The sequence below is a fragment of the Phytohabitans flavus genome, assembly GCF_011764545.1.
Lineage (GTDB): Bacteria > Actinomycetota > Actinomycetes > Mycobacteriales > Micromonosporaceae > Phytohabitans > Phytohabitans flavus.
In genome coordinates this window covers 1,316,321-1,342,128 of sequence record NZ_AP022870.1, presented here as the reverse complement: position 1 = coordinate 1,342,128, position 25,808 = coordinate 1,316,321, and the positions used below count along the sequence as shown (strand labels likewise).

The 25,808-nt window shown below is 70.1% G+C and carries 27 protein-coding genes and 6 pseudogenes; 15 read left to right on the top strand and 18 right to left on the bottom strand.

Going from position 1 to position 25,808, the window contains the following annotated elements:
- Positions 1–358: 358 nt before the first annotated feature.
- Together Pflav_RS05675 and Pflav_RS05670 are read right to left on the bottom strand one after the other, a co-directional pair.
- A complete protein-coding gene (locus Pflav_RS05675) occupies positions 359–886 on the bottom strand; it encodes an RICIN domain-containing protein (RefSeq protein WP_173034309.1) in 528 nt (175 codons plus the stop codon).
- Between the two features lie 104 nt (positions 887–990).
- Positions 991–2,964, bottom strand: a complete 1,974-nt coding sequence (locus Pflav_RS05670) for a tetratricopeptide repeat protein (protein WP_197937992.1) — start codon at positions 2,962–2,964, stop codon at positions 991–993.
- A 213-nt stretch (positions 2,965–3,177) separates the two neighbouring features.
- Between Pflav_RS05670 and Pflav_RS05665 the strand changes: the two genes are divergently transcribed.
- The 3 genes from Pflav_RS05665 to Pflav_RS44915 all read left to right on the top strand — a co-directional run bounded on the left by Pflav_RS05665 (position 3,178) and on the right by Pflav_RS44915 (position 6,529).
- A complete protein-coding gene (locus tag Pflav_RS05665; protein ID WP_197937990.1) occupies positions 3,178–4,101 on the top strand; it encodes an AfsR/SARP family transcriptional regulator in 924 nt (307 codons plus the stop codon).
- A complete protein-coding gene (locus tag Pflav_RS05660) occupies positions 4,095–6,020 on the top strand; it encodes an ATP-binding protein (RefSeq protein WP_232071008.1) in 1,926 nt (641 codons plus the stop codon). The genes Pflav_RS05665 and Pflav_RS05660 overlap by 7 nt, the downstream gene beginning before the upstream one ends.
- Before the next feature lie 77 nt (positions 6,021–6,097).
- Positions 6,098–6,529 (top strand): hypothetical protein, encoded by a 432-nt coding sequence (locus tag Pflav_RS44915; protein WP_232071007.1) that lies wholly within the window; start codon positions 6,098–6,100, stop codon positions 6,527–6,529.
- Positions 6,530–6,726: 197 nt separating this feature from the next.
- Here Pflav_RS44915 and Pflav_RS44910 read toward each other — a convergent pair whose 3' ends face one another.
- Positions 6,727–6,876, bottom strand: a complete 150-nt coding sequence (locus Pflav_RS44910; RefSeq protein ID WP_232071006.1) for an Imm21 family immunity protein — start codon at positions 6,874–6,876, stop codon at positions 6,727–6,729.
- 748 nt (positions 6,877–7,624) lie between these two features.
- Between Pflav_RS44910 and Pflav_RS05655 the strand changes: the two genes are divergently transcribed.
- Together Pflav_RS05655 and Pflav_RS05650 are read left to right on the top strand one after the other, a co-directional pair.
- A complete protein-coding gene (locus Pflav_RS05655; protein ID WP_173034303.1) occupies positions 7,625–8,452 on the top strand; it encodes a chymotrypsin family serine protease in 828 nt (275 codons plus the stop codon).
- A 51-nt stretch (positions 8,453–8,503) separates the two neighbouring features.
- Positions 8,504–8,833, top strand: coding sequence for a hypothetical protein (locus Pflav_RS05650; RefSeq protein WP_173034301.1), 330 nt, complete (start codon positions 8,504–8,506; stop codon positions 8,831–8,833).
- Between the two features lie 499 nt (positions 8,834–9,332).
- On the opposite strand, the gene Pflav_RS05645 is transcribed toward Pflav_RS05650, so the two are convergent.
- Both Pflav_RS05645 and Pflav_RS48520 read right to left on the bottom strand, forming a co-directional pair.
- Positions 9,333–10,595 carry a barstar family protein gene (locus Pflav_RS05645; RefSeq protein WP_232071005.1) on the bottom strand — a complete coding sequence of 421 codons (1,263 nt, stop codon included), beginning with the start codon at positions 10,593–10,595 and terminating at the stop codon, positions 9,333–9,335.
- 57 nt (positions 10,596–10,652) lie between these two features.
- Positions 10,653–10,757, bottom strand: a pseudogene (locus tag Pflav_RS48520) (hypothetical protein); the annotation flags it as partial.
- A gap of 147 nt (positions 10,758–10,904) precedes the next feature.
- On the opposite strand from Pflav_RS48520, the gene Pflav_RS05635 reads away from it, so the two are divergent.
- Entirely contained in the window at positions 10,905–11,084 is a 180-nt protein-coding gene (locus tag Pflav_RS05635; RefSeq protein WP_173034299.1) for a hypothetical protein, read from the top strand.
- 127 nt (positions 11,085–11,211) lie between these two features.
- Here the strand turns inward: Pflav_RS05635 and Pflav_RS05630 are convergent, their stop codons facing one another.
- Positions 11,212–11,889 carry a response regulator transcription factor gene (locus Pflav_RS05630; RefSeq protein WP_173034297.1) on the bottom strand — a complete coding sequence of 226 codons (678 nt, stop codon included), beginning with the start codon at positions 11,887–11,889 and terminating at the stop codon, positions 11,212–11,214.
- Positions 11,890–11,944: 55 nt separating this feature from the next.
- A complete protein-coding gene (locus tag Pflav_RS48515) occupies positions 11,945–12,127 on the bottom strand; it encodes an undecaprenyl-diphosphate phosphatase (RefSeq protein WP_345075007.1) in 183 nt (60 codons plus the stop codon).
- 30 nt (positions 12,128–12,157) lie between these two features.
- On the opposite strand from Pflav_RS48515, the pseudogene Pflav_RS48510 reads away from it, so the two are divergent.
- Positions 12,158–12,307 (top strand): annotated as a pseudogene (locus tag Pflav_RS48510) (macrolide ABC transporter ATP-binding protein); the annotation flags it as partial.
- Between the two features lie 121 nt (positions 12,308–12,428).
- On the opposite strand, the pseudogene Pflav_RS44905 reads toward Pflav_RS48510, so the two are convergent.
- Positions 12,429–12,656, bottom strand: a pseudogene (locus Pflav_RS44905) (response regulator); the annotation flags it as partial.
- Positions 12,657–12,673: 17 nt separating this feature from the next.
- A complete protein-coding gene (locus Pflav_RS05615) occupies positions 12,674–13,621 on the bottom strand; it encodes a lysylphosphatidylglycerol synthase domain-containing protein (RefSeq protein WP_173034291.1) in 948 nt (315 codons plus the stop codon).
- A gap of 130 nt (positions 13,622–13,751) precedes the next feature.
- Here Pflav_RS05615 and Pflav_RS05610 point away from each other — a divergent pair, with 130 nt between their 5' ends.
- Positions 13,752–14,054: a hypothetical protein gene (locus Pflav_RS05610; protein ID WP_173032617.1), complete on the top strand. Its 303-nt coding sequence runs from the start codon at positions 13,752–13,754 to the stop codon at positions 14,052–14,054.
- Positions 13,957–14,313 (top strand): annotated as a pseudogene (locus Pflav_RS48505) (SDR family NAD(P)-dependent oxidoreductase); the annotation flags it as partial. The gene Pflav_RS05610 and the pseudogene Pflav_RS48505, both read left to right, overlap by 98 nt.
- Before the next feature lie 86 nt (positions 14,314–14,399).
- Here Pflav_RS48505 and Pflav_RS48500 read toward each other — a convergent pair.
- Positions 14,400–15,035 (bottom strand): phosphatase PAP2 family protein, encoded by a 636-nt coding sequence (locus Pflav_RS48500; RefSeq protein ID WP_415624374.1) that lies wholly within the window; start codon positions 15,033–15,035, stop codon positions 14,400–14,402.
- A gap of 162 nt (positions 15,036–15,197) precedes the next feature.
- Here Pflav_RS48500 and Pflav_RS05600 point away from each other — a divergent pair, with 162 nt between their 5' ends.
- Positions 15,198–15,824 carry a VTT domain-containing protein gene (locus Pflav_RS05600; RefSeq protein WP_173034289.1) on the top strand — a complete coding sequence of 209 codons (627 nt, stop codon included), beginning with the start codon at positions 15,198–15,200 and terminating at the stop codon, positions 15,822–15,824.
- Positions 15,825–15,834: 10 nt separating this feature from the next.
- Here Pflav_RS05600 and Pflav_RS05595 read toward each other — a convergent pair whose 3' ends face one another.
- Complete coding sequence (locus Pflav_RS05595; RefSeq protein WP_173034287.1) at positions 15,835–16,344, bottom strand: ATP-binding cassette domain-containing protein; 510 nt, start codon at positions 16,342–16,344, stop codon at positions 15,835–15,837.
- On the opposite strand from Pflav_RS05595, the gene Pflav_RS05590 reads away from it, so the two are divergent.
- Complete coding sequence (locus Pflav_RS05590) at positions 16,334–17,365, top strand: sensor histidine kinase (protein WP_173034285.1); 1,032 nt, start codon at positions 16,334–16,336, stop codon at positions 17,363–17,365. The two genes, Pflav_RS05595 and Pflav_RS05590, sit on opposite strands and share 11 nt — an antisense overlap.
- Here the strand turns inward: Pflav_RS05590 and Pflav_RS05585 are convergent.
- The 3 genes from Pflav_RS05585 to Pflav_RS05575 all read right to left on the bottom strand — a co-directional run bounded on the left by Pflav_RS05585 (position 17,301) and on the right by Pflav_RS05575 (position 19,775).
- Positions 17,301–17,633 (bottom strand): PepSY domain-containing protein, encoded by a 333-nt coding sequence (locus tag Pflav_RS05585; RefSeq protein ID WP_173034283.1) that lies wholly within the window; start codon positions 17,631–17,633, stop codon positions 17,301–17,303. The genes Pflav_RS05590 and Pflav_RS05585 overlap by 65 nt on opposite strands.
- A 77-nt stretch (positions 17,634–17,710) precedes the next feature.
- Positions 17,711–19,135 (bottom strand): HAMP domain-containing sensor histidine kinase, encoded by a 1,425-nt coding sequence (locus tag Pflav_RS05580; protein WP_197937988.1) that lies wholly within the window; start codon positions 19,133–19,135, stop codon positions 17,711–17,713.
- Positions 19,098–19,775 (bottom strand): response regulator transcription factor, encoded by a 678-nt coding sequence (locus tag Pflav_RS05575; RefSeq protein ID WP_173034281.1) that lies wholly within the window; start codon positions 19,773–19,775, stop codon positions 19,098–19,100. The genes Pflav_RS05580 and Pflav_RS05575 overlap by 38 nt, the downstream gene beginning before the upstream one ends.
- A 103-nt stretch (positions 19,776–19,878) precedes the next feature.
- On the opposite strand from Pflav_RS05575, the pseudogene Pflav_RS48495 reads away from it, so the two are divergent.
- A pseudogene (locus tag Pflav_RS48495) lies at positions 19,879–20,268 on the top strand (GtrA family protein); the annotation flags it as partial.
- A 48-nt stretch (positions 20,269–20,316) separates the two neighbouring features.
- Here Pflav_RS48495 and Pflav_RS05570 read toward each other — a convergent pair.
- The 3 genes from Pflav_RS05570 to Pflav_RS05560 all read right to left on the bottom strand — a co-directional run bounded on the left by Pflav_RS05570 (position 20,317) and on the right by Pflav_RS05560 (position 22,452).
- Positions 20,317–21,015 carry a metal-dependent transcriptional regulator gene (locus Pflav_RS05570; RefSeq protein ID WP_173034279.1) on the bottom strand — a complete coding sequence of 233 codons (699 nt, stop codon included), beginning with the start codon at positions 21,013–21,015 and terminating at the stop codon, positions 20,317–20,319.
- Positions 21,016–21,683: 668 nt separating this feature from the next.
- Positions 21,684–22,220 (bottom strand): hypothetical protein, encoded by a 537-nt coding sequence (locus Pflav_RS05565; protein ID WP_173034277.1) that lies wholly within the window; start codon positions 22,218–22,220, stop codon positions 21,684–21,686.
- Entirely contained in the window at positions 22,204–22,452 is a 249-nt protein-coding gene (locus Pflav_RS05560) for a hypothetical protein (RefSeq protein WP_173034275.1), read from the bottom strand. The genes Pflav_RS05565 and Pflav_RS05560 overlap by 17 nt, the downstream gene beginning before the upstream one ends.
- A 217-nt stretch (positions 22,453–22,669) precedes the next feature.
- Between Pflav_RS05560 and Pflav_RS47865 the strand changes: the two are divergent.
- Positions 22,670–22,776 (top strand): annotated as a pseudogene (locus tag Pflav_RS47865) (IS5 family transposase); the annotation flags it as partial.
- Between the two features lie 181 nt (positions 22,777–22,957).
- Here the strand turns inward: Pflav_RS47865 and Pflav_RS43325 are convergent.
- Positions 22,958–23,353, bottom strand: coding sequence for a MarR family winged helix-turn-helix transcriptional regulator (locus tag Pflav_RS43325; protein WP_197937985.1), 396 nt, complete (start codon positions 23,351–23,353; stop codon positions 22,958–22,960).
- A 69-nt stretch (positions 23,354–23,422) separates the two neighbouring features.
- Between Pflav_RS43325 and Pflav_RS43320 the strand changes: the two genes are divergently transcribed.
- Positions 23,423–24,073: an MFS transporter gene (locus tag Pflav_RS43320; RefSeq protein WP_197937983.1), complete on the top strand. Its 651-nt coding sequence runs from the start codon at positions 23,423–23,425 to the stop codon at positions 24,071–24,073.
- Positions 24,074–24,332: 259 nt separating this feature from the next.
- Positions 24,333–24,803 (top strand): RICIN domain-containing protein, encoded by a 471-nt coding sequence (locus Pflav_RS05545; protein ID WP_173034269.1) that lies wholly within the window; start codon positions 24,333–24,335, stop codon positions 24,801–24,803.
- The last annotated feature ends 1,005 nt before the right edge of the window (positions 24,804–25,808 follow it).

Below are 25,808 nucleotides of genomic sequence, written 5' to 3'. Positions count from 1 at the left end.
GCCTAGCCGAGGAACGTGACGTAGAGCAGGTACACGTTCAGCGAGATGATCAGCGCGGCGATCGCGCCAGCCGCCGTCGTGGCGCGGTTTGTTGACGAACGTGCCCATGGTGTCGACGCGGCGGGTCAGCAGCAGCAGGACCAGCGCGAACGGGATGCCGAACGAGAGCACCACCTGGCGAGATCACCAGGCTGTCGGTGGTCGGCAAGCCCAGCCCGAGCACCACCAGGGCAGGCAGCATCGTGAGCCCGCACCTCAGGAACATCGGGATGCGCCGGCGGATGAAGCCCTGCATCACGACCTGCAGGCGGCGGTACCGGCGCGGTGACCGGGCGGTTGCCCGGTCACCGCTCTCGGGCTACTCGATGACGGGGAACAGCATCTGCCAGGCCTGCGTCGGAGTCTGGTTGCATTGGTAGAGCTGCAGGGCCACGCCCGGCGTCCACGATCCGCCCGGAACGTCGAGGCAGTACCCCGTCGAGCCGGCTATGCGCGACTCGAGTACAAACGTCCCGGCGACCGGACCCGGCCGGTTCATCCAGTTGAGGTCGCTGATCTGGTTGCAGGCCCACAGCATGATTTGTAGGCCGTTGCTGGGACCGCCCGGCCCCCGGGCACGCAGGCAGAGCCCGCTTCCGTTGTTGCGATATTGGCGCACGCCGCAGTTCGCGTCCTTGCAGATGAGGTCCCACTCCTGCATAAGGTTACGCGCGCCGGTGGTGATTCGATCGCAGGGTTGCTGCCTGACAAGAGCACCCGTCACTCCGTTATCGGGCGTCAGACACAGGCCGTTTCCATAGTTCTGAGTTGTCCCGCTGGTGTCCGCGTACGCCGGCGGTGTGAGCGCCAGGCCTGCGGCGAGTGCCATGGCGAGCGCCAGGAACACCGCACCGAGTCGATGTCGCCTCAAAGTCGATTCCTCCCTTAAGAACACGCCGGGTCCGGTGCCCGGCTCATACCCAAAAGGCGTGCCGTCCCGTTCCATTGAGGTCAACGCGAGAGGTTCGGCCGGTAGCAGCACTGCGCACCAGTGGTGATGGTGTCGCGGAGTTCCCGGCCGATGGCCGGGTCGGCGATCGCGATGCGCTGCAGTGCCCGGCGGATGGCCTTGCCGACGGAAATGCGCGCGAGTTCGTCGCTCTTGGCGAATGTCCGGGGTCGCCCGCCGAGCCCGGAGTTCGCCTTGAGTTCCGCGATCAGCCAGTCCAGCTCCTCCTGTGCCCGGGCCGCGCGGGCGATGTCATTTCTGGCGTGGTATCCATCGACCTCCTTTTGCAGGTTGGACAGCCGTCGCTTGTACGCGCGCACGGCCTGCTCGTCGAGGACCGGCTGGTGGGAGCTGGCGGTTCTGTCCACGGCCGCCGCGCTGAGCAGTCCGGGGCCGGCGGCCAACTGGATCGCGGGTATCTCGGAGCCCGGGTTGGCCAGCAGCACCGCGAGGTAACTCATGCCGAGGAGGTCGTCGACGACCGCGGCCCGGGCGCCCAACTCGATCATCCACCGGCTACCGCGACGCTGGCAGCTCACGGTCCGCGGCTGGGCCCGCGCGGCGGCCCGCCATTCGAAGGCAGGCAACGCCATACCGAAGCCCGCTGCGTCCTGCGCGGCGACGCTGAGTTCCCGCTGCGCTTCCGCGGCGTCCACCGGGCGTGCTCGGGCGCGGAGCGCCTGCGCCAGCCTGGCGCGGGACAGCGTCGCCGCCGGCCAGTGTCCAATGACGACGTTGTGCCGCACCGCCTCGCGGAGATGCTCCACCGCCTGGACCGCGTCGCCGCTGGTCAACGAGGCGACGCCGAGTGCGTGGTGCGCGGAGCCGAAACACGCGACGCCTGGACCAGCCATGATCGGGAGATGGGCGAACGGACGCAGCAGGTCGTAGACCGTCGCTGACGTCGCACCGTCTCGCAGCAGGTGAGCGGCCTCCGCGACGCAGTACATCGTCAGCAGCCAGGTGCTGGATCGTGGCAGCCCGGCCAGGTCGCCGCCGCCCAGCTTCGCCAGCGCGCCGGAGGCCTGCCGTTGGTCCCCGGTCGCCGCCGCGGCCAAGGCAAGCGCGGCGAGATGGGAGTCGTCCCTCGCGCTCAATGTCGGCGAGTTCACCAGCTCGCGCAACGCCGGGAGCAGCTCTGCGATCCGGCCCTGGTACCAGCGGAGGGCCACCAGGTGCGTCCCGTGCCAGCCGAGCGCGTCGGCGTCCCCAGCTGCCTGGCCGCGTTCGGCGCAGGTCGCGGCGAGCGTTTCGGCCTCCTCGATGCGGCCCGCCCGGATGCTCAGCATGACGTCGATCGCGTCTACCACGAACCCGACCGCGAGGTGGCGATCCTGGGCCAGATGGCCCTTCAGCTCGGCCAGGTACCGCTCGGCGTGCGGATCCGCGTCGAGGAACAGGTCCACGGTGCGCCACAGCAGGCCGATCAACAGGTCGCCACGGCGAGCGGTCAGGAGGCTGTCAGCGACCAGGTCCTGCGCCAGCGCGTGGCGTGTTTCCCGGTGTTCCGGCCCGAGCAGGCACTGGTGGGCCATGCTGCCCGCCTCCGCCCGCGCAACAGGATCATCGGCGTTGCCGGCTTCCCGCACCGCGGCGAGGATGCGGGCGTGCTGGCTCGTGCGGTAGTCGGCCTCCCCGGCCAGGCGTGCCGCGAGGCGGAGGCCGAGCGAGGAGTCGGGGGCGACCGTGGCAAGCGCTCGCCGCAGGCGGGTCTCCAGCAGTACCGCGGCCGCGGTGTCGCGATGCTCGTGCAGCCACAGCCCACTAAGGCCCAGGGCGGACCAGGCCATCGCCTCCAAGTCGCCCTCGGATTCGGCCATCCGGTAGGCGTTGTCGAACCAGTCCCGGCTCGCCAGCCGATCACCGTCCGCCCACAGGGCGTGCGTGCCGCCCCGGAGCAACGGCTGGAGCCCGACCACACGACCGTCGCTCAACAAGGCCGGCGCGCGGCCGTCCACGCACGTCGCTTTCTCCATCTGCATCGCTGCCTCTCGCCCCCGTCCGAGAGTGGCCGGCCCGGACGGCCGGCACACCAAGCGGAAAGGCTCGCACCGCCTGCTGCAACAGGGCTGCGGTCGCGCTGCAACGCCGGCGGCCCCGCGCGCCAAGCACTACAAACGCGCTCAATGGGGAACGAGGTACGGCGGTACCTTTGGTCCTGTTGTCCTGGGGGGCCGGAGGTCGGGCACGTGCGGGTGCGGCTGTTGGGCTCGATCGATGTCGTGCTGGACGGTGTCCCGCGGCCGGTCAGCGGCCTGCGGCGAAAGGCCGTGCTCGCCGCGTTGGCGTTGCAGCCGGGCGAGATCGTCAGCACCGACCGGCTCATCGACGTCGTCTGGGAGGACGCGCCACCCCGGGCGGCGGCGGTGACACTGCAGAGCCACCTGTCGCACCTGCGGCGCGTGCTGGCCGGGAGCCCGTCGATCGTGGCCCGCGCACCGGGCTACCTGCTGGACCTCGACGGCGGCGACACGGACGTACAGGTGGCCGACGAGATGATCGCTCAGGCCCGCCGATCGACGGACCCGGGCCACGCGGTGTCGTTGTTGCGGGCGGCGGTCGCGTTGTGGCGGGATCGACCGCTGGTCGACCTGACCGGGCTTGCGTGGTTCGACGGTCAGGCAGAGCGGCTGGATCAGGTGCTGCTGCGGGCCAGGCACGCGCTCATCGACGCGCGGCTCGCGGCGGGAGAGCGCGCCGAGGTCATCCCGGACCTCGAGGACCTGGTGCGGCAGGACCCGCACGACGAGCCGGCGCACGGGCAGCTGATGCTCGCGCTCTACCGGTCCGGCCGGCAGAGCGACGCGCTCGCGGTCTATCAGCGGCTGCGACGCGTACTCGACGAAGACCTCGGCATCGCCCCGAGCCGGCCGATCCGCGACCTCGAAGCCACGATCCTGCGCCAGGAGCCGGCCCTCGACCCGCCGCCGCCGGAAACATCCCGAGCCGCGCCCGCAGGGACCGGGGTAGCCCCGGCGCCGGCGACCAAGCCGATTCCGGCGCAGTTGCCGCTGGCACCTGCCGGGTTCACCGGCAGGATTCGCGAGTTGTCCACACTCGACAGCCTTATTCCCGGTCGGGATGACGGTTGCGGCACGCCGGGGCCGTGGTGATCTCCGCCGTCTCCGGCACCGCCGGGATCGGCAAGACCACGCTCGCCGTCCACTGGGCCCATCGGGCCGCCCAGCATTTCCCCGGCGGACAGCTCTACGTGAACCTGCGCGGCTACGATCCGTCCGGCACCGTCCTCGACCCGGCCGAGGCACTGCGCGGCTTCCTCGACGCCTTCGACGTTCCCGTCGACCGCATACCGTCCGGAGTGGACGCCCGGGCCGCCCTTTACCGCAGCGTTCTGGCCGGCCGGCGGGTACTCGTAGTGCTCGACAACGCCCGCGACGCCGAACAGGTTCGACCGCTCCTGCCCGGCACCGCCGGTTGTGTCGCCGTCATCACCAGCCGCGACCAGCTCACGGGCCTCGCCGCCACCGAGGCCGCGCACCCGCTCACCCTCGACCTGCTCACCGCCACCGAAGCCCACGGCCTGCTCACCCGCCGGCTCGGCGCCGCGCGTACCGCCGCCGAGCCCGACGCGGTCCGCGACATCGTGGCACGCTGCGCCCGCCTGCCCCTCGCACTGGCGATCGTCGCCGCCCGCGCCGCGGCCCGCCCCGGTTTCCCACTCGCCGCGCTCGCCGACGAGCTTCGCCACGCCACGAGTACCCTCGACGCGCTCGACGGCGGTGACCCGGCGACGGACCTCCGCGCGGTCTTCTCCTGGTCCCAGCGCACCCTCAGCCCCGACGCCAACCAGCTCTTTCGCCTCCTCGGCCTGCACCCCGGCCCGGACGTCACCGCCGCGGCCGCCGCGAGTCTCGCCGCGACCGGTCCGGACAACGCCCGCCACCTCCTCGACGAACTCGCGCGGGCCCATCTCGTCACCCAATACCTTCCCGGCAGGTACGTCCTCCACGACCTACTGCGCGCCTACGCCGCCGAGCAGGCGCGCACCCACGACGGACCCACCGCCCGACAGGACGCCACCCACCGCCTCTTCGACCACTACCTCCGGACCGCGGACGCCGCCGCTCGGTGGATGCATCCGATGTGGGAGCGCCTGGTGCTCCCGCCGGCGCGGCCAGGTGTCAGCCCGGAGGCCCTCGACACCCTCGCGGCCGCGATGGCCTGGTTCACCGCCGAGCACCCGGTGCTCCAGGCCGCCGTCGAACAGGCCGCGGCAACCGGCTTCGACACGCAGGCCTGGCAGCTCGCGTGGGCACACACGGCGTTCCTCATGCGCCGCTCGTACCTGGACGAACTGGCCGCGATGCAGCACCTCGCCCTGGACGCGGCACGCCGCCTCGGCGACCCCGTCGGGCAGGGCTATGCCCTGCGCGGCTTGGGGCTGAGCCTCGGTCGGGCGGGGCGCCACGAGGAGGCCGAGCGGTACTTCGAGCGGGCACTGCGCACCTACACGAGGGCCGGTGACATCCCGGGCCAGGTACATACGCTCATCGGGTTGGCCAAGGCCGCCCTCGGGCAGGGCCGGCCCGAGCGGGCGCTCCGCGTCACGGAGCGGGCCCTGGAGCTGTCCCGCGCCGCGAGCGACCGCGCCGGGCAGGCGCGCTGCCTAAACGGGATCGGCTGGTGCCTCGCCCAGCTCGGCGAGCACCGGCGGGCCCTGTCGTACTGCACCGAGGCCCTCGCCCTGTTCCAGCAGGTCGGCGACCGCGACGGTCTCGCCGTCACCTGGGACAGCCTCGGCTACATCCACAGCCGCCTGGCCGACTACGGACAGGCCGTGACCTGCTATCAACACGCCGCCGACCTGCTTCAGAAACTCGGCGACCGTTCCCTGTTGGGCGTCATACTGGCCGGCCTCGGCGACGTCCACCACGCCGCCGGCGATCCTCACGCGGCGGGCAAGGCCTGGCAGAATGCGCTGGAAGTCCTGGACGAGGTCGGCCATCCCCACGCCGAGCAGGTACGTCCGAAACTCGCGGCCGCCGCCGGCCAGGATGACGTTGCCGGGTAGCGATCCTGGTTGCGCCAGCTCGCGTACGAGGCGTCCGTCGCCGTGTATCCGGTAGCGGTCTTGCTGAAGCCGGGTGGATGGTCGGCACCGCGGGCACGCGTTTCACGCCGGCCATCCACATAGAACTGCCGGGTGTCGACAGCCCCGACAGTTGCCTTCCACAGGTTGCGCTTGGCATCGACCAGTTGCCAGCCCGTGACGCTCCGGCCGCCGCTGATGACCGGAACGGCGCCCGGTGCCGCGCGGTAGGTGACGCCAGAGTCGTTCGGACCGAGCCGGAAGGTCTTGTCCAGCCGGTAGTTGCCTGCGCCGATGACCACCTCGACATCCCCCTTCCGATCCAGCTGACGGGCGCGGTCGCGGGCCTGCTCAGTATGTTCAGAGCCGTTGAGCGCTTCTTGTCAACGAAATGGCTGCACTGCTGTGACCTGCGGTTTTCCAGGAGCCGCAGGTCACGGCACGCCATTATGGGCAGGTCAGAGCAGTTGTACACCGTTCAGAGCCATTGAAGGCGAGCCGCTGCTCCCAATCTGCTCCCATCCCGACAGGCAGCTTGCCGTCAACGACGGCCGGGCAGCCGCCCACCGCGGGAGCGCCGAACGCTCTCACCAGCGGCATAGGCAGGCGCCGGTTCTCGCAGTCGGCGCCGCGCGGACGCGGCAAATGAGTACCGTCGGCGTGCCTTGCCGTAGAGGTTCATCCGTCCTCATGTCACGGGTTGGAGCTGAACCAGGATCATCCAGTTGTGGCCGTCGGTGCGGTGCGTCGCCCGGACCCGGTATGTGCTCGGGTGCAGATCGACCACGAGATGGTTGTCGGACTCCAGCTCCGCTCCGGGCCACGCCGAATCGAACATTATCCAATGCAGCGGTGATCATCTGCCAGGGACGATGCGGCGACCACGAGACGCACCCAACCCGAGTTGGCCCCAGTGATCGCCAGGCATTCAATATCGACTGTTATCGAAATGTTAGGTACTCCGACAGTAACTCCCGGGCGCGGTCCGCCGGCATTTTGATCCTGTCGCCACACTGGTCAGGCGCCACCGAAGGCCATTGAGGAGGGTCGCTACTTTCCATTTCCCCGCGGGCGTCTCGACGGGTGGTCCACAGGAGGGCACCGCGAGAGGCTTGCAAAAAGTCGCCTCTTGACTACAGGCTGTTGGTACATGCAATCGGCGCGGCCATGGCGTGGGGTACCTGTCGCGACCACCAGTTCTCCTCGGCCGCGCTTCGGTTCATGGGGATGTCAACACCCAGGACAATGCCAGGAGGCCCAATGACCATTATTGCTGCACGGCGGCGGCTCGGGGGAATCGCCGTGACGGTCGTCGCGGTAGTCGCCGCAGCCGTCGTGCTACCCGGCGCGGCGCCGGCCAGCCCGACGGGAAACGCAGCCGCTGACGAGGTCACGTCGCAGGTGATTGCCGCAGAACAGCGCGCAACCCCGGGGCAGCGGGAATTCAGCGACTTTCTGACAGGGCTGCTCGAGAAGGCACCTCAGCACGTTGTCGACTTCTCATGGGCGGGAGACCATGGTGTGGTCCTCGCTTCCCCGCAGGGGAGGCCGCGGTCCGCGGTTACGCCGCGAGCAGTGCCAACGCCGTGAAGGTGAAGGTGCGGACCTCCGTGCCGGGTGCCATACCGTACGTCGACCGTACCTCCGTCGAGTTGGCAGCGATCAAGATGCTCAAGCCCGCATCCGCCGGCTATCTCGCGGCCCGGTACGACCCTGCGATCGACAGGGTCGTCGTCACTGTCCGGACCGATGACCGAGCCGCGTCCGCTCGCGCCGTCAGCCGGGCCCTGGCTGCTCCGGCGGCCGCGAGCTACACCGGCCCGGCGCTGACCTTCGAATACGCGGCGGCGGACGACGTGCCCCGCGAGGCCGCGACGCGGGGCGGCGAGAACTACTCCACCTGCACCGGCGGGTTCATCGCCAACCGGGGGGCGAGCTACGGCATCACCACGTCGGCTCACTGCACGTCGCAGCCGGCCACCTACGACGGCGACACGACCGGCGCGACGTTCGTCGCATCCAACAACCGAGACGTACGCTTCACGACGCTGAGCGGGGACACTCCGCAGAACCAGTTCCGGTATAACTTCGGTCTCTACCGGACCATCACCGCGACCGGCATCGTGACCACCGGAGCGCTGCTGTTCAAGTTCGGCAAGACGACCGGTTACACCTCCTCCGGCACAACGGTCGAGTCCTTCGCCGGATGCGTTACGTTCGCCTCGGGGAACGTATGGTGTAACCTCTATTACACAGCCGACAAGGTGACCGAGGGCGGCGACTCCGGAGGCCCGTGGTTCGTCGCGAATACGGGCTATGCGTTCACGACCGGCAGCAATTCCGGAGGCTCGTACATCACACCTATCGCGTGGGTGTGCTCAATCTCCGGCTGTCCGTCCGTGAAAATCAGCTAAAGATTCGTAAAGTTGGGGTTACCTGTGGTCAGACGTTTCATAGCCGGCCTGGTGATCGGGTTGTCCGTCACGGTCGCCCTGACAGCGTGCGCGGGCGGCGGCGAGGAGGCCCCGGGTTCGCCCGCAGTCACCTCAGAGCAGCCCGACGGGTCGAGTAATGCGGTCGAACTGGCCGTTCTGAAAGCGCTCGACTACGACGCCCGGGCCAAGGCCGCCCGCTACGAGCCGGCGGACGACAAGGTCGTTGTCACGGTCTTCGCCGGCGGTGCGCAGGTCCCCGCCGCGGAGCTCAAGGCCTACGAGTCGGCCGCCGAGCAGGCATCCGGTGGCCTCGATGTCGTCGTCGAGGTCAGCGCCGCCGATCCGCCCAAGGAAAACTGACCGGCTGAGCGCCCGCCGCATGAGGAAGCCCCGCCAAGATCCCTGGCGGGGGCTTCCCCGTGCGGGTCCTCCGTCCGCCGCTTGCATAAGCCACGCGATCAGCGCACCTCGGCAGAGTCCGGCCTGCGTCTGCCTCCGCGTTCGGGGCGCGTCTGCCCCGCGTTTCGTGTGCACCATACATGGCAGAATAAGGCCGCATTTTCCCAGTTCAGGGGCCATCTGTGACTGTCGCAGCCGTACGCTGTCGCGCGACCACAAGATCATGAATCGTCCGGTGCGCCGCGCGCACCGGACACTTTCGGTCTGCGGGGGTCGTCTCTGGCAAACCACTCAACGTCCGCCGGGCTGCATACCCTACTCGTGACTGGCACGCCCGGATCGCGGCATGAGCACGTACCCGATCATGGAGGATCGGTGGACCCGCCGAGTACACCGTTTGATTCCGGTCGTTCGTCGGTTTGACCAGGTGAAGTAGCCGTAGTCGGCGTCGGCTGATGCCTCAGCGCAAGTCGATCTCGACATGGTGCGCCGCGAGCATGTCCAGCAGGTACTCCAAGGTGATCGCCGGACCCAGGCGACGCCGGTCGTAGCCGGCGACGAGGTGCTCGCGGGCAACGGCCGAGTCGTGCCACACCAGCCGAAACGGTACCCGCGCCCCGAACCTCCCGGCGAGACAGTCGTCGAACGCGTCGAGGTTCCAGCCGAAGTATCCGCCCGGGCCGTTGATCGCCTCGCCGATCGCGCAGTAGAACCCTTCGATATCGGTCACGAACCGGCCGTCGAGGTCGTACGTGGCGCCGGCCGGCCGGTCGGCCGCATCCGACCGGTGGGCCAAAGCCACTCCGGCCCAGTGGTGGCGCAACTCCCGGTCGTAGCCGGCCCACAAATTCTTCTCGGCCGGCCGTCGGGTGTACCAATGCTCCAGGATGCCGAGGATCCCTAGCGGCAGCGGTTCCCGCGGGTCGCTGTCGACGGTCACGTCGAACAGTCCGGCACCGAGCCGCGACGGCTCACCTGCACTGACCGTTCCGGAAACCACGGCGCCGATCACCTGGCTGGCCGAACCATCGGCGGCCACCATGTACACCTCGGCGTGGATCCGGCGGCGACGCCGGGCGGCCTCCGTCGACTGCCCGACCGCGCCCAGCGCGGTCAGCAACGGAGTTTCCGGTCGGCAACCGAGCAGCCGGACCTGCGGCACCGGCGGTGCAGCCTGCTCGCGGAACACACCGGTGACATCCCGACACGTGCCGTAGGGCGCCTCGTTCCGGCCTAGAAGGACGAATTCGTCAACGTCGCCAGGACGTACCACCGCCTCCGTGCGGTCATAGACGTCCACGAACCCGTCGAGATCGACGTCCACGGCTTCCGGCATCGTAATGCTCGGCCGGCAAGCGAGCACCACGACGTCGCCGAGGTACTCGCCCCACCAGACCGGCGGCACGTCTGGCGGTGGCGCCATTATCGAGATGTCACCCAGCCAGGCTCGTTCGGTGCCGAGTGCCTCGGCGGACAGCCGATCGAGCAGGTCGGCAAGCGCACCGACCGGGGCGCAGCCGACGAGCGTGAACCGCTCCCGCGGCCGAGGCGGCAAGTCGACGAACAATCCTTCGATCTGCGCGCACAGCGCCAGCGGAATGTCGTCCTCGTAGAAGCCCTCAAAGCCGACATCACCAAGCAGCAGCCAACCCGGGCCGACCGAATGCTCCCACCTCCACCGCCCCAGCTCCAGCGGACGGTTAGCCCCAGGACCGGCGCTCATCGTCACCCCGCGACCCCTACCGGCTGGAGACGCGACGACCAGGCGCGTCCGCGGCCGTCACATATCTGTGCCGAAGCATGTGCGGATGCATCGTCGGCATCCGGATCCGCGCAGATCCGCCCCGGTGAGCCTGGTGTCGACCAGGACCGTCGCCCGCAGCGACGCCCCTCGCGCTTACGCCGGCCAAGGCCGCACCGGCCATCTGCTGCCTGTTGAGCACCACGCCGTCGATGCGTTCGCCGCGGTTGAACCGGCCCCACCATCGCCACGCCGGCGATCGCCGCCATCTGGGCCGCGGTCGAGCGGGTCGTGCTCGCCCTGAACGGTGTCGACGAAGATTTCGGCGGCCACATCGACACCATCACCCGCGAGGAACTGTGCGAATACATCGACGACGTCCTGACGGCCACAGGCGTCGATGTGGAGGCACTGACCGCTCGCCGTGGGCGCGACGGCAGTGAACTTACCGACGAGTGGCGCGACTGGTAGCAGAGCTGGATGCCGGATGGCAGATCTGCGGTGCTCGTCGCCCACGGAATGGTCTGCCCAACGCCCGGTCGACCACGATCGTGCACACATCGACTGAAGCCGTGCGTTCGGGCGCGCCGCCGTGGTCTCAGCCGCCGTCTGCGGCGAGTCGGTAGCCGCGACCGCGTACGGTCTGGATCGCGTTACGGCCAAACGGCTCGTCCACCTTCCGGCGCAAATAGCCGATGTAGACCTCGAGGAGGTTGGAGTCGCCGCCGACGTTGACGTCCCAGACCGCGGCCACGATCTCAGCGCGCGGCACGACAGTGCCACGGCGGCGGACGAGAAACTCCAGCAGCGTGAACTCGCGCGGGGTCAACGCGACGGTCTGCCCCGCGCGGGTTACCCGGTGGCGGGCCGGGTCGACGGTCAGGTCGCCAGCGGTCAGCACCGGTGGCCGGTCGGGAGCGCCGCGGCGGGCCAGCGCGCGGAGCCGGGCCAGCAGGACGACGAACGAGAACGGCTTGGTCAGGTAGTCGTCGGCACCCAGGTCGAGCGCGTCCGCCTCGTCGTACTCGCCGTCCTTGGCCGTCAGCATCAGCACGGGCGTGCCGATCCCCCGCTCGCGCAGGCGGCGGCACACCTCGTACCCGCTCGCGCCGGGCAGCATGATGTCGAGCACGACCACGTCGTATGGATGCTCGGCCGCCGCCCACAGCCCGTCCACACCGTCGCGCATCACGTCCACCGCGTAGCCGGCGTCGACCAAGCCGCCGCGCAGCGTCTCGGCCAGCGCAACGTCGTCCTCCACGAGCAGGATCCGCATCATCACACTGTGCCGCCCGCCGGCTGAAAGAGCCCTTAAACCTGGGGTGGCTGGCTCAGGTCGCGGACAGCGCGCCGGTGACGAGCCCGGCCGCCAGTAGCAGGCCGAGCGCGACTCGGTATCCGGCGAACACCACGATCGAGTGCCTGGAGACGTAGCGCAGCAGCCAGGCGATCGAGGCGTACGCGACGACGAAGCTGACCAACACGCCGGTTGCCCGACTCGCGGACCGGGTGATCGGGCTTCGCGACGGCGTACTGGTGCCGGCGTGACGGCCTCGTTGCCGTTGTTCACCGGCCGCAAGCTGTGCCGCGGCTACCGGCAGGGCACCGTCGATGTGCCGGCGGTCCGCGACGCCGACTGCGTCATCGAGGTCGGTGACCGGATCGCGGTCACCGGCGCGTCCGGGTCGGGCAAGTCGACACTGCTGCATGTGATCGCCGGACTGGTGCCACCCAGCAGCGGCGAGGCCGCCTGGCCCGGCCTTGGCGGCCACCCATGCGGCCACCGGGCCGGCTGGGTGTGGTGTTCCAGACGCCGAGCACCGGCGTCCACACCTTGCGCTCACGCAGCCGGCGGCAGACCTCGTAGCCGCTCAGGCCAGGCAGCAGGAGGTCGAGCACCACCACGTCGAACGGATGCTCGGTCGCCGCCCACAGCCCGTCCGGCCCGGTGTGCACGACGTCGACCGCGAAGCCCTCCCCCACCAGACCCTCACGCACGGTCTCGGCCAGGCTGACCTCGTCCTCGACCACGAGTACCCGCATCGCACCTCCTGCCCCGGCTACCCGCCAAGCCTGCCAGGTCGGGCGCCGCCAGGCCGGCGGTCACCCCGGGCGGTGGCGGCGCGGGTGGCCGAGAGGCGGCTGGCCGCGAGGCTGCCGCCGCCGAGCAGCAGCGCGGGCGCCCACGGCAGCAGCGCTACCAGAGCCGCGGCGGCGAGCGCGACCGTCCAGGTCAGCCCGAGCGTGGTGAGACCGACCGCGAGGGCGCCGTGGCGCGGGCTGGCACCGGCGAACCCGGGCAGGATCCCGGCGACCTGGCTGGCCCCGAAGACGGCCAGTAGCCGTACCGGGTCGACCGGACCGCCCACGGCCGCGACCGCCCCGAACACAAGGCCCGCGATGGACGCCTGGTAGCCCACCGACAGCAGCAGGCCGGCAGCGATCGGGCCGGGCCGCAGCCGCACCCCGGCCAGTGCCTGCGGGCGGCGGGCCCGCAGGGTGACCGCGGCCGCCAGCACGGCGGCGGCCACGACACCGGCCACGCCCAGCACCGGACCGGGCAGCGCGGTGCCCGTGGCAAGCACGGCGAGCGCCACCCCGGCCGCGCCGACCAGCCGGTCTAGCGCCACCCCCGCCACCGCTGGCGCCTTGCCGATGCCGGCCCGGTGCAGCCGGTGCACCCGCCACACGTCCGCGCCGGCGTGGCCAGGCGAGAGCTGACCGAGCAGTTCGCTTTCCGCGTACGTCCGGATGTGCCACCACCGGCTGCGCCCGCTGCCGGCCAACGCGTGCCAGCGCAGCGGGCACAGCAGGTACTTGCCGGCGATCCACGGCAGCGCGGCCAGCAACAGCGGCAACGGCGAGGCGGCCGGCAGCCGACTCAGCGTCCACACCGCGGCGGCCACCGTGACGACCAGGACCGCACCGCGCGCCCACGGGCTTGCGGCGACGGCCGCCGCGCGGCGCAGCGTCCGCGGCGCGGCACGGGCCAGGATCGCTACGACCACCCCCACGTGGTACGCCCCGCGGGATAAGAAGCGGCTGAAGGTTCAGGCAGTTCTTACCCGCCAGGCGCGACCGTAAGCCGATGGCAGACACCCGCGAGCGGATAACCGGCTGGGGACGCGCGACCGCCGGATGGTCGGTCACGGCGGCCCCGACAGCGACGAGCAATGGCTGCGGCTGCTGGCCGAAGCTGGCCCACGCGGCCTGATCCCACGCGGTGGCGGCTGCGCGTACGGCGACGCCGCGCACAACAGCGGCGGCCATGCGTGGGCGTACCGGCCGGTGCGGGCCATGCCGCTGCCGCGGCTGTCCGGGCGCGGCCTGCTCGCCTCGCCGGCTGTCGCCGCCGCCAACTGGCTACGCCTGGCCACTGCGCGCACCGGCGCCCGGCCTCGGCTGGTCCCGCTGGCCGCGGCGCTGCACCCGCTGGAGTGAGCGGGCGCTGCGCACCAACCTGCTTGGCCCGGCGGTCGCCGCCCACGCCGCCGCGCTCCACCTCGCCACGCAGGGACACGGCGACCTCGTGGTGCTCTCCTCGGTCGCCGCGATGCTGCCCCGGTGCGAAGTACACACGTACGCGGCGGCCAAGGCCGGACTCGACGCGTACGCCCGCGGCCTGGGTCAGATGGTCCGTGGCACGGGCGCCCGGGTGCTCGTGGTGCGGCCCGGGCAGGTACGCACTCGGATGACCGCGGGGCTGCCGGACGTGCCGTTCACCGTCGGCCCGGACCAGGTGGCCGTGCAAGTGGCGGCGGCCCTGCACGGCCGCGCCAGCGTGGTCTACATCCCCGCCCCGCTACGCCCGGTGACCGCTGGGCTGCGCCTGCTGCCCGCGCCGCTGCGCCGCGCCGTCCTCGGCCGGCCCGGCGCACCCGACAGCGCCCACCCGAGCAGAAAGGTCGCGGCGGCGCCCAGCAGCCAGCCGGCGACCACGTCGGTGGGCCAGTGCGCGACCAGCGCGACCCGGCTGCACCCGACCAGCACCGCCCAAGCCACCGCGACCAGCGGGACGAGCGTGCGCACCGTCGCGTTCCGGGCGACCAGTAGCGCCACAAGCGCGACGGTCAGAGCGGTGACGGTGGCGCTCGTGGTGTGCCCGGACGGGTACGCCCAGCCGGCTGACGCGGTGAGCCGCCCCGCTGGCCGCGGCCGGCCGACCGCGTACAGCACGCCGAGTCGTACGATCCTCGCGCTCACCGTGGCGGCGACCGTGAACGCCGCGGCCCGGTACCGGCGGCGCCACACCAGCCAGGCGACCGCGGCGGCGACCGCGCACAGCAGCACCGGCGGATCCGCGGTGTGCGTGACCGCAGACCAGAAGACCCGCCACCCCGGGTGCGTCAGGGCGAACGACCGCGCGTGATCGCTCACCACGCGGTCGGCACCGCCGACTGTCGCCCCGTACCGCGCCACCATGCAGGTGAGCATCACGAAGGCGGCCGCTGCGACGATTGCCGTCCGCGCCATCACCCTCGGCGAGGGAAATCGCATCGGGACATCGTGGCCAGGGGTACCTGAAGCGAGCCTGAACAGCGCATCTTCAGGCTGCTTTCAGGTCGCCGCTCCTACCGTCGCGGCATGCATCTGCTCAGCCCGCAGTGGCTCGTGTCCACCTTCGGGGTGCTCGGCATCCTGGTGATCGTCTTCGCCGAGTCCGGGCTGCTGATCGGGTTCTTCCTGCCCGGCGACTCCCTGCTGTTCACCGCCGGGCTGCTGGTCGCGGACGGCCGCTACCTGAACCTGCCACTGCCGCTGCTGTGCGCGCTCATCGCGGTCGCGGCCGTCGCCGGTGACCAGGTCGGTTACCTGTTCGGCCGGCGTCTGGGGCCGCGACTGTTCCGACGCCCGGACTCCCGCCTGTTCCGCCGCGAGCACCTGCAGCGAGCGGAGGCCTTCTTCGAGCGCCACGGAGCACGTTCGGTGGTACTGGCCCGGTTCGTGCCTATCGTGCGCACCTTCACGCCGATCGTCGCCGGCGCCGCCCACATGCCCTACCGCACCTTCGTCACCTTCAACGTCGTCGGCGGCGTCCTGTGGGGCTCCGGCGTCACGATCCTGGGCTATTTCCTCGGGCAGATCGCCTTCGTCAAGAACAACATCGAACTGATCCTGGTCGGCATCGTCGCCGTCTCCGTGGCACCCATCGCCGTGCAGGCCCTGCGCTCGCGGCGCCGCCGCCAGCAAACGTCGACCCCCGCCCGGTAGTACGTGGAGATCATCTGTTGCTGTCCTGCCGCACTGGGCCGGCCGCGGACCGGACGGCGTCGGGGGACGCGGTGTCGGTGACAAGGACGGCCGGGCCGTGTACCCGGACTCGAACGGTGGTTCCGGGGGCGGCCAGCAGGTGGGCGGTCCAGCGCGCAGTGTACCGATCGCCGGCGCGGGCGAGGTGGACCAGGCCGCTGGTTCCTTGGAACTCGACCGCGGCGACCAGGGCCTCGACGCCGCCGACGGATGGCTGGAGCTGTTCGGGGCGCACCAACACCAGACCCTCGCCGTCGTGGCGGGTGCGGAGCGCGACCGGGCCGAGCGGGGTGTCGGCGGTATCGCCACGGAAGGTGGCGGGCAGGACGGTGACGTCGCCGACGAAGGCGGCGACGTCGTGGTCTGCCGGGCACAGGTAGAGGTCCCGCGGTGTGCCGTGCTGGCGGATCACGCCGTCGCGCAGCAGCGCGACCCGGCTGGCCAGGGTCATCGCCTCGGCCTGGTCGTGGGTGACCAGCAAGGTGGTGGTGCCGGTCGCGCGCAAGGTGGCGGCGACGGCGCGTCGGCCTGGTCGCCGTACCGCCCACGTGGAGGTGTTCTTCGGCTTCCGCGACTCAGGCGGCAACGACGCCAGCCTCGAGCTCTACCTGCCGCTCGACGTCACCGGAACCACCCAGCGCGGCGTCCTGGCCGCCCTCCCGATCGTCCTGGCCGGCCTGTGCCTGGCCACGATCGCCCTACTCCCCGTCTCGCTCGCACATGCCCGACGCGTCCGACGGGACTACGACGAGCGACACGCCGCCCTGCGCTACGGGCTCGCCGCCGCCGAACGCACCCGGCACGGGATCGCCCGCCGTCTCCACGACACGGTGATCCCCGACCTGTCCGCCACCGGCCTGCTGTTGGAACGCGCCGCTACCACCGCGGCCGGCGCCGAACTGGTCGCTCGCGCACACCGGCTGGTGACCGCCGAGCTGAGCCAACTGCGCACCTTGCTGACCGACCTGCTGCCGGCCGCCGGCGACGACCCCGCCGCAGCCCTGCGTGACGCGATCGCCCAGGTGCACGCCGAGCTCCCCGACCACGACACGCCAGTCGAACTCACCGTCGACACGGCGGTACCGGTGGCCCCAGCGACGATCGCAATGCTCCACCAGATCGCCACCGAGCTTCTGCGCAACGCCCTGCGACACGCCAACGCCCGCCGCCGCGTACGGATCGGCCTCACCACCACCGAAACCAGCGAGCTGCTACTCAGCGTCTGCGACGATGGGGCCGGCTTCGACCCGGACCGACCGCCATCGGCCGGCCATGTCGGCCTTCGCTTATTGGCCCAGCTCGTCGCGGACGATGGCGGCCGCCTGACCATCCACAGCCGCCCCGGTGCCGGCACTGTCGCCGTAGCCGCTGTCCGCGTCGCGCCTGGGCGACCGGTACCCACGGTGCCCGGCCGCCCAGAACCGCCCGCCACGCCGATCAGCCGTTGGCGTTCTCGCTGGCGTCGCCGTCTGCGGCGTCTGCCTTCTTTCCGACGACCGTGAACGCCTCGTCCAGCTGCACATCGACCTGGCCGCCGTCCGGCAGGGTCACCTCGACCTCGTAGAAGCTGTCCTCGTCGCCTGCCTCGGTAGCGGTAACCTTCCCCTCGCCGACGTACGCGAGGGCGGCCGCCTCCGCCTTGGCCAGCGCGTCTCCGGTGATGGGCGTGTCGACCTCGCCCGCGCCGGCGATCGCTACGCCGCTGACCGCGCCGGAGGCGACGACGCCAGCCGCCACCGCGCCGATGACCCATCGTGTGCGCCTTCTCATTCCACGTCCTCCTGTTCGTGCCGTCTTCCTTGCGCTGGGAAGCATGGCCCGCAGGACCTGACGCGACGCTGAACCTGTCACCCCTCCCGCGCGCGATCCGCCGCACCGGCCACAGCCGCGGCGCCGAGGGGCAGTCGCACGGTCAGCCGGGCGCCACCCAGCGGGCTGCCGGTGAGGGTGACCGTGCCGCGGTGCGCGGAGATGACCTCCGCGACGATGGCAAGGCCGAGGCCGCTGCCGCCGCCGGCGCGGTCACGGCCGTCGTCCAACCGGACGAACCGGTCGAAGATCCGCTGCCGGTCCGCGGGCGGGACACCGGGGCCGTCGTCGTCCACCCACATCAGCGCCCAGCCGTCCACCTCGCTCACGCCGAACGCGACCCGCTCGCGCGCGTGCCGCGCGGCGTTGTCGCCAAGGTTGCGCAACACCCGCCGCAGGGCCGGCGGGTCGCCGTCGACGCGTACCGCCGACACGTCCCTCACCTCGACCACGAGGTGAGGCGCCTGCGTCCGGATCCGCAGCGCCTCCGCGAACGCCACGTCGTCCAGGTCGATCACCGCACGCCGGAACGGCAGCCGGGCCTCGTCCGCCTGGGCCAGCAGCAGCAGGTCGTCCACCAGCGTCTGCATACGCCTAGCCTCAATGTGTACGGCACGGGCCAGGCCCCGATCCGGTAGGGCCTCGGGGTGGGCGAGCGCGACCTCGGCCTGCTGGCGGATGGCGGCGATCGGCGAGCGGAGCTCGTGCGAGGCGTCCGCGATGAACCGCCGCTCCCGGTCGCGGGCGCGTTCCAGTCGATGGAGCATCCGGTTCATGGTGTCGGCCAGGCGCCCGATCTCGTCGTGCGACGGTGGGCGGGGCACCCGCCGATCCAGCCGCGTGCCGGTGATCTCGTCGACCTCGGCCCGGATCGCGTCGACCGGCGCCAGCGCGCGGCCGATCGCCCGCCAAGCCGTGACGCCGACGACGGCGAGCAGCGCGGGCAGGCCGACCGCCAGGAGGGCGGTCAGCGCCCGGGTCGACCCGGTCACACCGTCGATGCTGTGTCCCACCAGCACGACCCGGCCGTCGCCCGCGGCGGCCGCCACAACCAGAAACTCGTCGTCGTCGAACGGTACCGGCGTCTCACGAGACGTCCCCGGAGCGATGCGGGCCAACGCCGGCCGGCCAGCCGCGTTGGGACTCGCCGCGAGCACCTCACCCGAGCCGCCAAGCACCTGGACCACCAGGTCGTCGTCGCCGGCCACCGACACCACCGGGTCCACACCGGAACCGATCGCGTGCGCGGTCTCGGCCGCCCGCACCGCCATCGTCGCCCCCAGCTCCCGCTTGAGCAGCACGTCCAGGCTGACCACCAGCGCGACCGCCCCGATCAGCAGGCTCACGCCGACCACCGCGACAGCGACGGCGGTCGTCCTTACCCGGACCGACCCGCGCAGAACCCCCACGGCGCGGCGTACCCGTTCAGCCGCCATCGGCGGCCAGCCGGTAGCCCGAGCCACGTAACGTCTCGATCGACGCGCGCCCGAACGGCCGGTCCAGCTTGTCCCGCAGGCGCCGCACGTAAACCTCGACGATGTTCGGGCTGCCGTCGAAGTCGAAGTCCCACACGTGCGCGAGAATCTCCCGTTTGCTGACCACCTCGCCGCGGCGCCGCAGCATGAACTCCAGCAGCGCCAACTCCCGGCTGGTCAGGTCGAGCGCGACGGCACCGCGAGAAGCCTTGCGGGAGGCGGGATCCAGGCGCACGTCCCCGGCCGACAGCACCGCCGGCCGCTCACGCGCACCACGCCGCAGCAACGCGCGCAGCCGGGCGACAAGGACCGCATGCGAGAACGGCTTAGTGAGGTAGTCGTCGGCGCCGGTGTCGAGGCCCTCCACCTCGTCCCACTCGCCGTCCTTCGCGGTAAGGATGAGGATCGGAGTCCAGTTCCGCTCCTCACGGAGAATGCGGCACACCTGGTAGCCGTTCAGCCCCGGCAACATGAGGTCGAGCACGATGGCGTCGAACGGCTCCTCGCGGGCCAACCACAGCCCATCGGTCCCGGTCTCCGCGACGTCCACAGCGAACCCATCAGCAACCAGCCCCACCCGTAGCCCCTCGGCGAGCCGCGGCTCGTCCTCCACAACCAACACCCGCACAACCGGCCATCCTCGCCAGGGCAAGCTGAACCTCGGCTGAAACGGCCGCGACCAACACGCCGGAGCAGGGCGTTCAGGCCACGTTCAGGATCGGCCGCCTACGGTGCCGCCCGTGGATCATCGCCGGCGCCTCGCCGTGGTCTGGGACCATCCGTTCCCACGGTTCGCCGCCCTGGCGGCCGTCGGATTCGCCTTCGACCTGACCACGCTGACCCTGCTGAACCGGTACACGCCCCTGCCGAGCCCGGTAACGGTCACGCTCGCTTTCTGGGCAACCTACACACTCAACTTCGCCCTCAACCGACACCTCGCGTTCCGCGCCAACGGCCACGCCGTCGGGCCGCAACTGGCCCGGTTCGTGCCACAGGTGCTCGGCGACTACCTGCTGACCTTGATCGCGGTACTCGCGCTGCAGGCCATCGGTCTACCGCTGATCGCCGCCCGGATCGTCGCTGGGGCCACCAACCTGGTGTTCAACTACGTGCTCTACCGCTGGTGGACATTCCGCCGTAACACCGCCAGCACCACAAGGCCAAGACTGTCAGTAGTCGTCCGCCGGCCGCTGCGCCAACACGAAGACCAGGCCAGCCATGTTCCGGCTCAGGTAGGAGGCCGTGCCGTTACCCGTCACCAGAACCCCGCCGTCCACCCAGTTCGCGGTCATCCGCACCCCTGGGCCGACACCCGCGACTCGGAAGGCCCGCAATAGCCCGGCATCCCGCTGGGCTCCCTCGCAGATCCGGCTGATGGTCAACTCGCCACCACGCCCGTACGCAAGCAACGTCTGCTCGCCGTCGAGATCGTCGTGGACAGCAGATGGCCCGCCCAGCGCCGCCAGAGCAGGAATCGGGTTTCCGTACGGGGACCGGGACGGGCGCCCCAGCAACTGGTAGATCCGCCGCTCCGCAGGCATTGACAACACGTGCTGCCACTGGCACGCCTCGGCATGCGCGTCCTCATACGCCACCCCGACGACGTCCACGAGGAACGCTTCAGCGAGCCGATGCCGGCGCATCACCGCCTCCGCGTGTACGCGACCGGCCTCCGTCAACACCAAACGTCGGTCATCCAACGCAAGCACCAACCCGGACCGCACCAACCGCGCCGTCACCTGGTTCACCCTGGCCAGGCTATGACGCACACGCTCCGCGACACGTGCCTGGCGAGGCACCACCTGCTCCTCCTCCAACTCCAGAAGGATCCGCAGGTACGTCCCGATGACATCAACCAGATAGCGCACCCGACACTCCCACACCACCAATCAATCTGGTCCGAGGGTGGTGCCGTCCACACAACCCGCCGGGGCTGTCCATAGTGGACTCGGTCCAAGGCGCCACCGCCGAGAGGTTCCGCCGCACAAAGGACGGCGACAGACACAACGCTAAGCGCCGCATCCGCCGAGCAGTCTCCCTAAACTTCGGGGGTAGCCGCCGATCCTGGCTGTGACCACCTGTCACCGACGCGGGCACATCGCCACGTCGCGTCGGCATGCCGCAATTCGGAGACCAGGTATTCCGCACCGGTATGCCGTGCCCATATAGTCCGCGCCGTGACGGACTCTTACGTGGCTGCCTGACACCTCCGCGTCAAGAGGTGCGTGAGACTCTCGTCGGGCCCGCCGCCACTCGCGAGTTTCGGTGCCACGATTGGGAATGTGCACTCTTCGCCCGGATGCCGACTCGCGGCGTGCGTGATGGTGCGTCTTCGATCAGCGGTCGATGGCGGCCATGTTGTCCGCGTCGTAGCGCTCGCCGGAGGCCGGGGGCAGGTCGTTCAGGCGGGCGACCATCCTCGTCGGAATGGGCCGTGTCGGGCGGTCGCGGTAGGCGACCGCGCTTGGCGACCGCCCCATCGCGCGGCGGCGGGGTCGCCTCCATCGAAGCAGAGCTCGTTGCTGTCGATATCACACTACGGCAGAAGCTCTCGGAGGCCACGCCATTGCTCTACCTCTTCCAGGATAGTGGCGTTTGTGACCCAGTTTCCCAACGGGATTAACGGCGAAACAAGGTTCTTTATCTTCCTCAATTCCGCAATCTCTGCGCGCGGCAACGAGCGCCAATCGCCCGACTTTCGTGCGACCTCCTCGAACGGCAATGTAATTAGCGAAAGGCACCGATCCGCGATCACATTGGGATCAAATACGTCGGAACCACGTTCGATCAAGAAAGCTGCGAGATTGGCGAGCCGGATCGCTCCGTCGGTCGGCTCCAGTACGCCCTGATCGACGGCCTCATCCGTGGTCGCCGCGACGAGCATGGCCCACGGACGCGGATCAGACTCGTCTTGTGACTGATACAGCGCCTGGAGACTTCGGGTCGCAACGTTCTCCCACCAGAAACCTCGTTCATCGCCACTGGCCGGCTGATGCAGGTGCAGCCATCTCCGAATGTCGGACGGATCCTGTGACCGGAGGTCCTCAAGAGTCCGATCATCGAGGACGGACATACGTCACGCTTCCAGGGTCGAAGTCCACGACCGTGGGCCGCTTGGTCAGCTCGCCGATCGGGCGACCAGCGGCCCGCCACGCGTCGTTGACCTTACTGGTGATCCATTCGTAGGACGGGTTACCGGCCCAGACCTTCAACGACCGCAGCCCTCCAACGAGCTCATCGAGAGTGCGGGCCCGCCCCGGGTCCGGCATCACGGCGGCCGCATCGTCCGCTCGAGCAGCGGTCATCGATGACCCCATACATGCATTAACACCAAAGATGTCAAGCTCATAGTAGCCACACCAGCACGGAATGTGACCCTGTCTGAAAATTCGGACCCGCCAACGTATCGCGCCTTCCTTTTCATGCCACTGCTCACGGGTGCATGGACGCCCGCGATCGCCCGCAACCGGTCATCCTCGCCTACGAGACCGGACTTTGACGTGTTGCACAGTGGTGGATCCGCAGAAGGAACCACCCGGCGGCGTGCACCACTTGCCCGCTGATCACGCTCTGGGCCGGTCGAGGGGCGGACTGACCACCAAACCCATCTGGCCCGCGAGCAGGGACAAATAGAGTCCTCTCCCCACGTCGCCCAGTTAGCAGCGAGCAACGCAAGCGCGGCCGGCCTGGCTTCAAGATCGGGAACATTCAGGTGATGAGCCGGCTCTGGCAGCCCAACCGGTGGGGACCGCGGGTCGGTCTAGGCAGGTGTCGAAGGCCGCGGCCCGGATCGGGTGCTGACACCGGGTACTACCGGGTTTCGGCCTTGATGCTCAAGGTCTCCAGCGGCGACAGCTCGGGCAGGCTGGCGGCTGCCTGCAATGCCTCGTCGAGCGCGGCATTGTGGGTGGGGATCGCCTCGGCCAGCAGCGCGCGGCCGGCGTCGGTCGCCTCGGCGTAGATCCCACGCCGGTCCTCCGGCGCGAGGACCCGGGTGAGCAGCCCGCGCCGCTCCAGCCGGTCCACCAGGCGGGTCGTGGCGCTCTGACTGAGCACCAGCACGGTCGCCAGCTGCTGCATCCGGATGTGCCGCCCGTCGGGCCCGGCGAGGTGGTGCAGCACGCAGAACTCGTTGACGCTCAGGCCGTGCTCCTGCTCCAGCGCCTGGTCGATGCGGCTCTCGATGCGGGCGTTGAGCGCGGCCAAGGTGCGCCATCCCTGCGCCCGTGAGCCGGCACCATCTCCGGCACCACGGAGTTCGTCATCGCCGGCCTGTTGCCCGACCTGGCCGCCGACTTCGACACCTCGATCCCCACCTCCGGGCTCCTGGTCTCCGGGTACGCCTTCGGCGTGGTCGTGGGTGCCCCGCTGATGACAGCGATCGGCGTGCGCGCGCCACGCAAGGGCATGTTGCTGAGCGTCGTGGCTCTGTTCGTGGCCGCACACGTGCTGTCCGCCCTGGCACCCAGCTACGCGACACTCATGACAGGGCGCATCGTCGCCGCGTTCGCCCACGGCGCCTACATGGGCGTCGGCTCCGTGGCCGCCGCCCAACTCGTCCGGCCGGAGCAGCGGGCCAGCGCGCTGGCGACCATGTTCGCCGGGCTCAGCCTCGCCAACGTGCTCGGCGTCCCGTTCGGCACGCTCGTCGGACAGCACCTCGGCTGGCGCGGCACATTCTGGATCATCGCGGCGATCGGTGTGCTCGCCTTCGCCGGCATCGCGGCGCTCATCCCGCGCACCGCACGCCCCGAGGACGGCCTGGGCCCGCAGCTTCGCGTGTTCCGCAGCCGCCATGTCTGGCTCGCGCTGGCCATCACGGCCCTGGGCTGGGCACCGGTACACGCGATCGTCACCTACATCGCGCCGCTGCTCACCGACGTCACCGGGTACTCCAGGGGCCGCTCCGGCCCCGGCATTCGATGAAACCCTCCCCTCGCACCGCCGCGACATCCATCGTCAATCGTCGCTGTGTTGTCCAGAGTTGTTTGTCTGACCGGCACGAGCAGGGGCCAGACAATCTCTGCGCCGCTAGACACGGACCTCGTAAAGCCATGCGGGACTACTCAGAAACGGAGAAACAATGAAGACACCCAAGGCCCCGCTTCCGGCCGTCAACGGGGGTGATCCGATGTATCGGCGGAGTTCGAGGCAGGTGAGGTCCGTCGTCACCATGGTGGGGAGGATGCTTGCAATCGCCGTCCTCATCCTGGCCGGCAGCTTGGTTACGGCGTCACCGGCGGCCGCCGCGAACGCAACGTTCATCTGGAACGGGTGGACCGACGACTGCCTCGACCAGCACTACGACACATACAATCTGCCGACGACCTTGGTCCGGGCGTGGCGGGATCCGTGTCATTCCGCCGGTAACCAGACGTGGTACGTGGAGCACCATTCGGGCATTTGGGAGACGGTGGTCAACGCGCGTAGCGGCTGGTGCCTGTCCGCTCCGAACGGCAACGACAGCGTGGTGTTCGCGGAATACTGCAACGGTCAGCCGAAGCAGTTGTGGACCTTGACCTCCTTGGGTGCCGGCCTCTATAGGCTCCAGAACGGGCTGTCCGCGCAGTGCCTGGCTCAAGAAGGGACGACTACGAAGGCGTACGTCGCCCCCTGCAGCAGTGACCTCAGCCGGATGTGGTTGATGTATCCCTGAGTGCGTCCGGCCCGCCGCCGATGGCTTGGGGTTCTCCAGCACGGATGACTTCGACGCCGCCACCGATGAGCACGGCATCGGCGAGCAGGCTGAATGCCGCCCATGGTTGGTGACGACGACAAACGGCGAACGACCAGCGCAGCGGCGATCAGGACGGCCGGAGTTGACCAGCAAAACGGACGGTAGCCACCAGGATGGCCGTGGCGGCGAGGGCCAGCAGAACGCGAGCGGCATAGCGCGGGAGTGGCGCCTAAGTCAGAAGGCTACGCAGCCACAGGACGGCCGAAGCAATCGCGGCGAGTGGCGGCTACGGTGGTGGCGCCGCGGTAACTGGAGCCGCACGTTCCCGAAGTGGGCCGGCCGGGACTTCCCGGCCGGCCTCGCCGCCCCACCTCGGGCCGGAATGGCACCCGCGCCACCACACGGCCGCACGCCGCGACGCGAACGCCCGAACCTGGGAATCGAAAATCGAGCAGGATCGCGTGATCACGCTCCAGCCCACGACTCGAAGCCCACGTGCCTGCCATCGACGCAGTCCAATAAAGGCCGGAAAAGTGAGGCTGACCCGGTATGACGGGAACCCCCGGACCGGCGCGACATCCTTTGAACGCCACCTCGACGACCCGCAAGACCGGGAGCCGAACCTCGCCACCCTCGCCGAACCACTCGACGTCGAAAGCTTCGACGTCGAGCACCTAATTAGACGGCCACGCCCATCCGCTCGCACAGGCCGTGCAGCCCGAATGCGACGGTGGCCCTTCGCGCGTTGTGGACTAGCGCTCGGCGAGGTCGACGATGACGACTGACCCGATCGGCCGGTCCGGCGATGCTCGGGCAGGGGCTTAGATCGGCTGAGGTCCGAGGCTGCAGGGCTGGGTCGAGGAAAGCCGCGCCGGGCTCCGGTTGCACCGCCAGCCAACCGAGGCGGCCGCCGCCTGGGAGTCACTGGGCCGCGACGAGGGCGCGCTGTACCGGGGGCTGCGGCTGTCGGCCGCGTCGGAGGCG

What these genes read in the sequence shown, in the direction of transcription:
- Pflav_RS05670 (WP_197937992.1), bottom strand. Translation starts at nt 2,964, where the DNA reads ATGGAGAAAGCGACGTGCGTGGACGGCCGCGCGCCGGCCTTGTTGAGC.
- Pflav_RS44915 (WP_232071007.1), top strand. Translation starts at nt 6,098, where the DNA reads ATGGTCGGCACCGCGGGCACGCGTTTCACGCCGGCCATCCACATAGAA.
- Pflav_RS44910 (WP_232071006.1), bottom strand. Translation starts at nt 6,876, where the DNA reads ATGTTCGATTCGGCGTGGCCCGGAGCGGAGCTGGAGTCCGACAACCAT.
- Pflav_RS05645 (WP_232071005.1), bottom strand. Translation starts at nt 10,595, where the DNA reads ATGAGCGCCGGTCCTGGGGCTAACCGTCCGCTGGAGCTGGGGCGGTGG.
- Pflav_RS05630 (WP_173034297.1), bottom strand. Translation starts at nt 11,889, where the DNA reads ATGCGGATCCTGCTCGTGGAGGACGACGTTGCGCTGGCCGAGACGCTG.
- Pflav_RS05610 (WP_173032617.1), top strand. Translation starts at nt 13,752, where the DNA reads ATGGTCGGTCACGGCGGCCCCGACAGCGACGAGCAATGGCTGCGGCTG.
- Pflav_RS48500 (WP_415624374.1), bottom strand. Translation starts at nt 15,035, where the DNA reads ATGGTGGCGCGGTACGGGGCGACAGTCGGCGGTGCCGACCGCGTGGTG.
- Pflav_RS05600 (WP_173034289.1), top strand. Translation starts at nt 15,198, where the DNA reads ATGCATCTGCTCAGCCCGCAGTGGCTCGTGTCCACCTTCGGGGTGCTC.
- Pflav_RS05585 (WP_173034283.1), bottom strand. Translation starts at nt 17,633, where the DNA reads ATGAGAAGGCGCACACGATGGGTCATCGGCGCGGTGGCGGCTGGCGTC.
- Pflav_RS05565 (WP_173034277.1), bottom strand. Translation starts at nt 22,220, where the DNA reads ATGTCCGTCCTCGATGATCGGACTCTTGAGGACCTCCGGTCACAGGAT.
- Pflav_RS05560 (WP_173034275.1), bottom strand. Translation starts at nt 22,452, where the DNA reads ATGACCGCTGCTCGAGCGGACGATGCGGCCGCCGTGATGCCGGACCCG.
- Pflav_RS05545 (WP_173034269.1), top strand. Translation starts at nt 24,333, where the DNA reads ATGCTTGCAATCGCCGTCCTCATCCTGGCCGGCAGCTTGGTTACGGCG.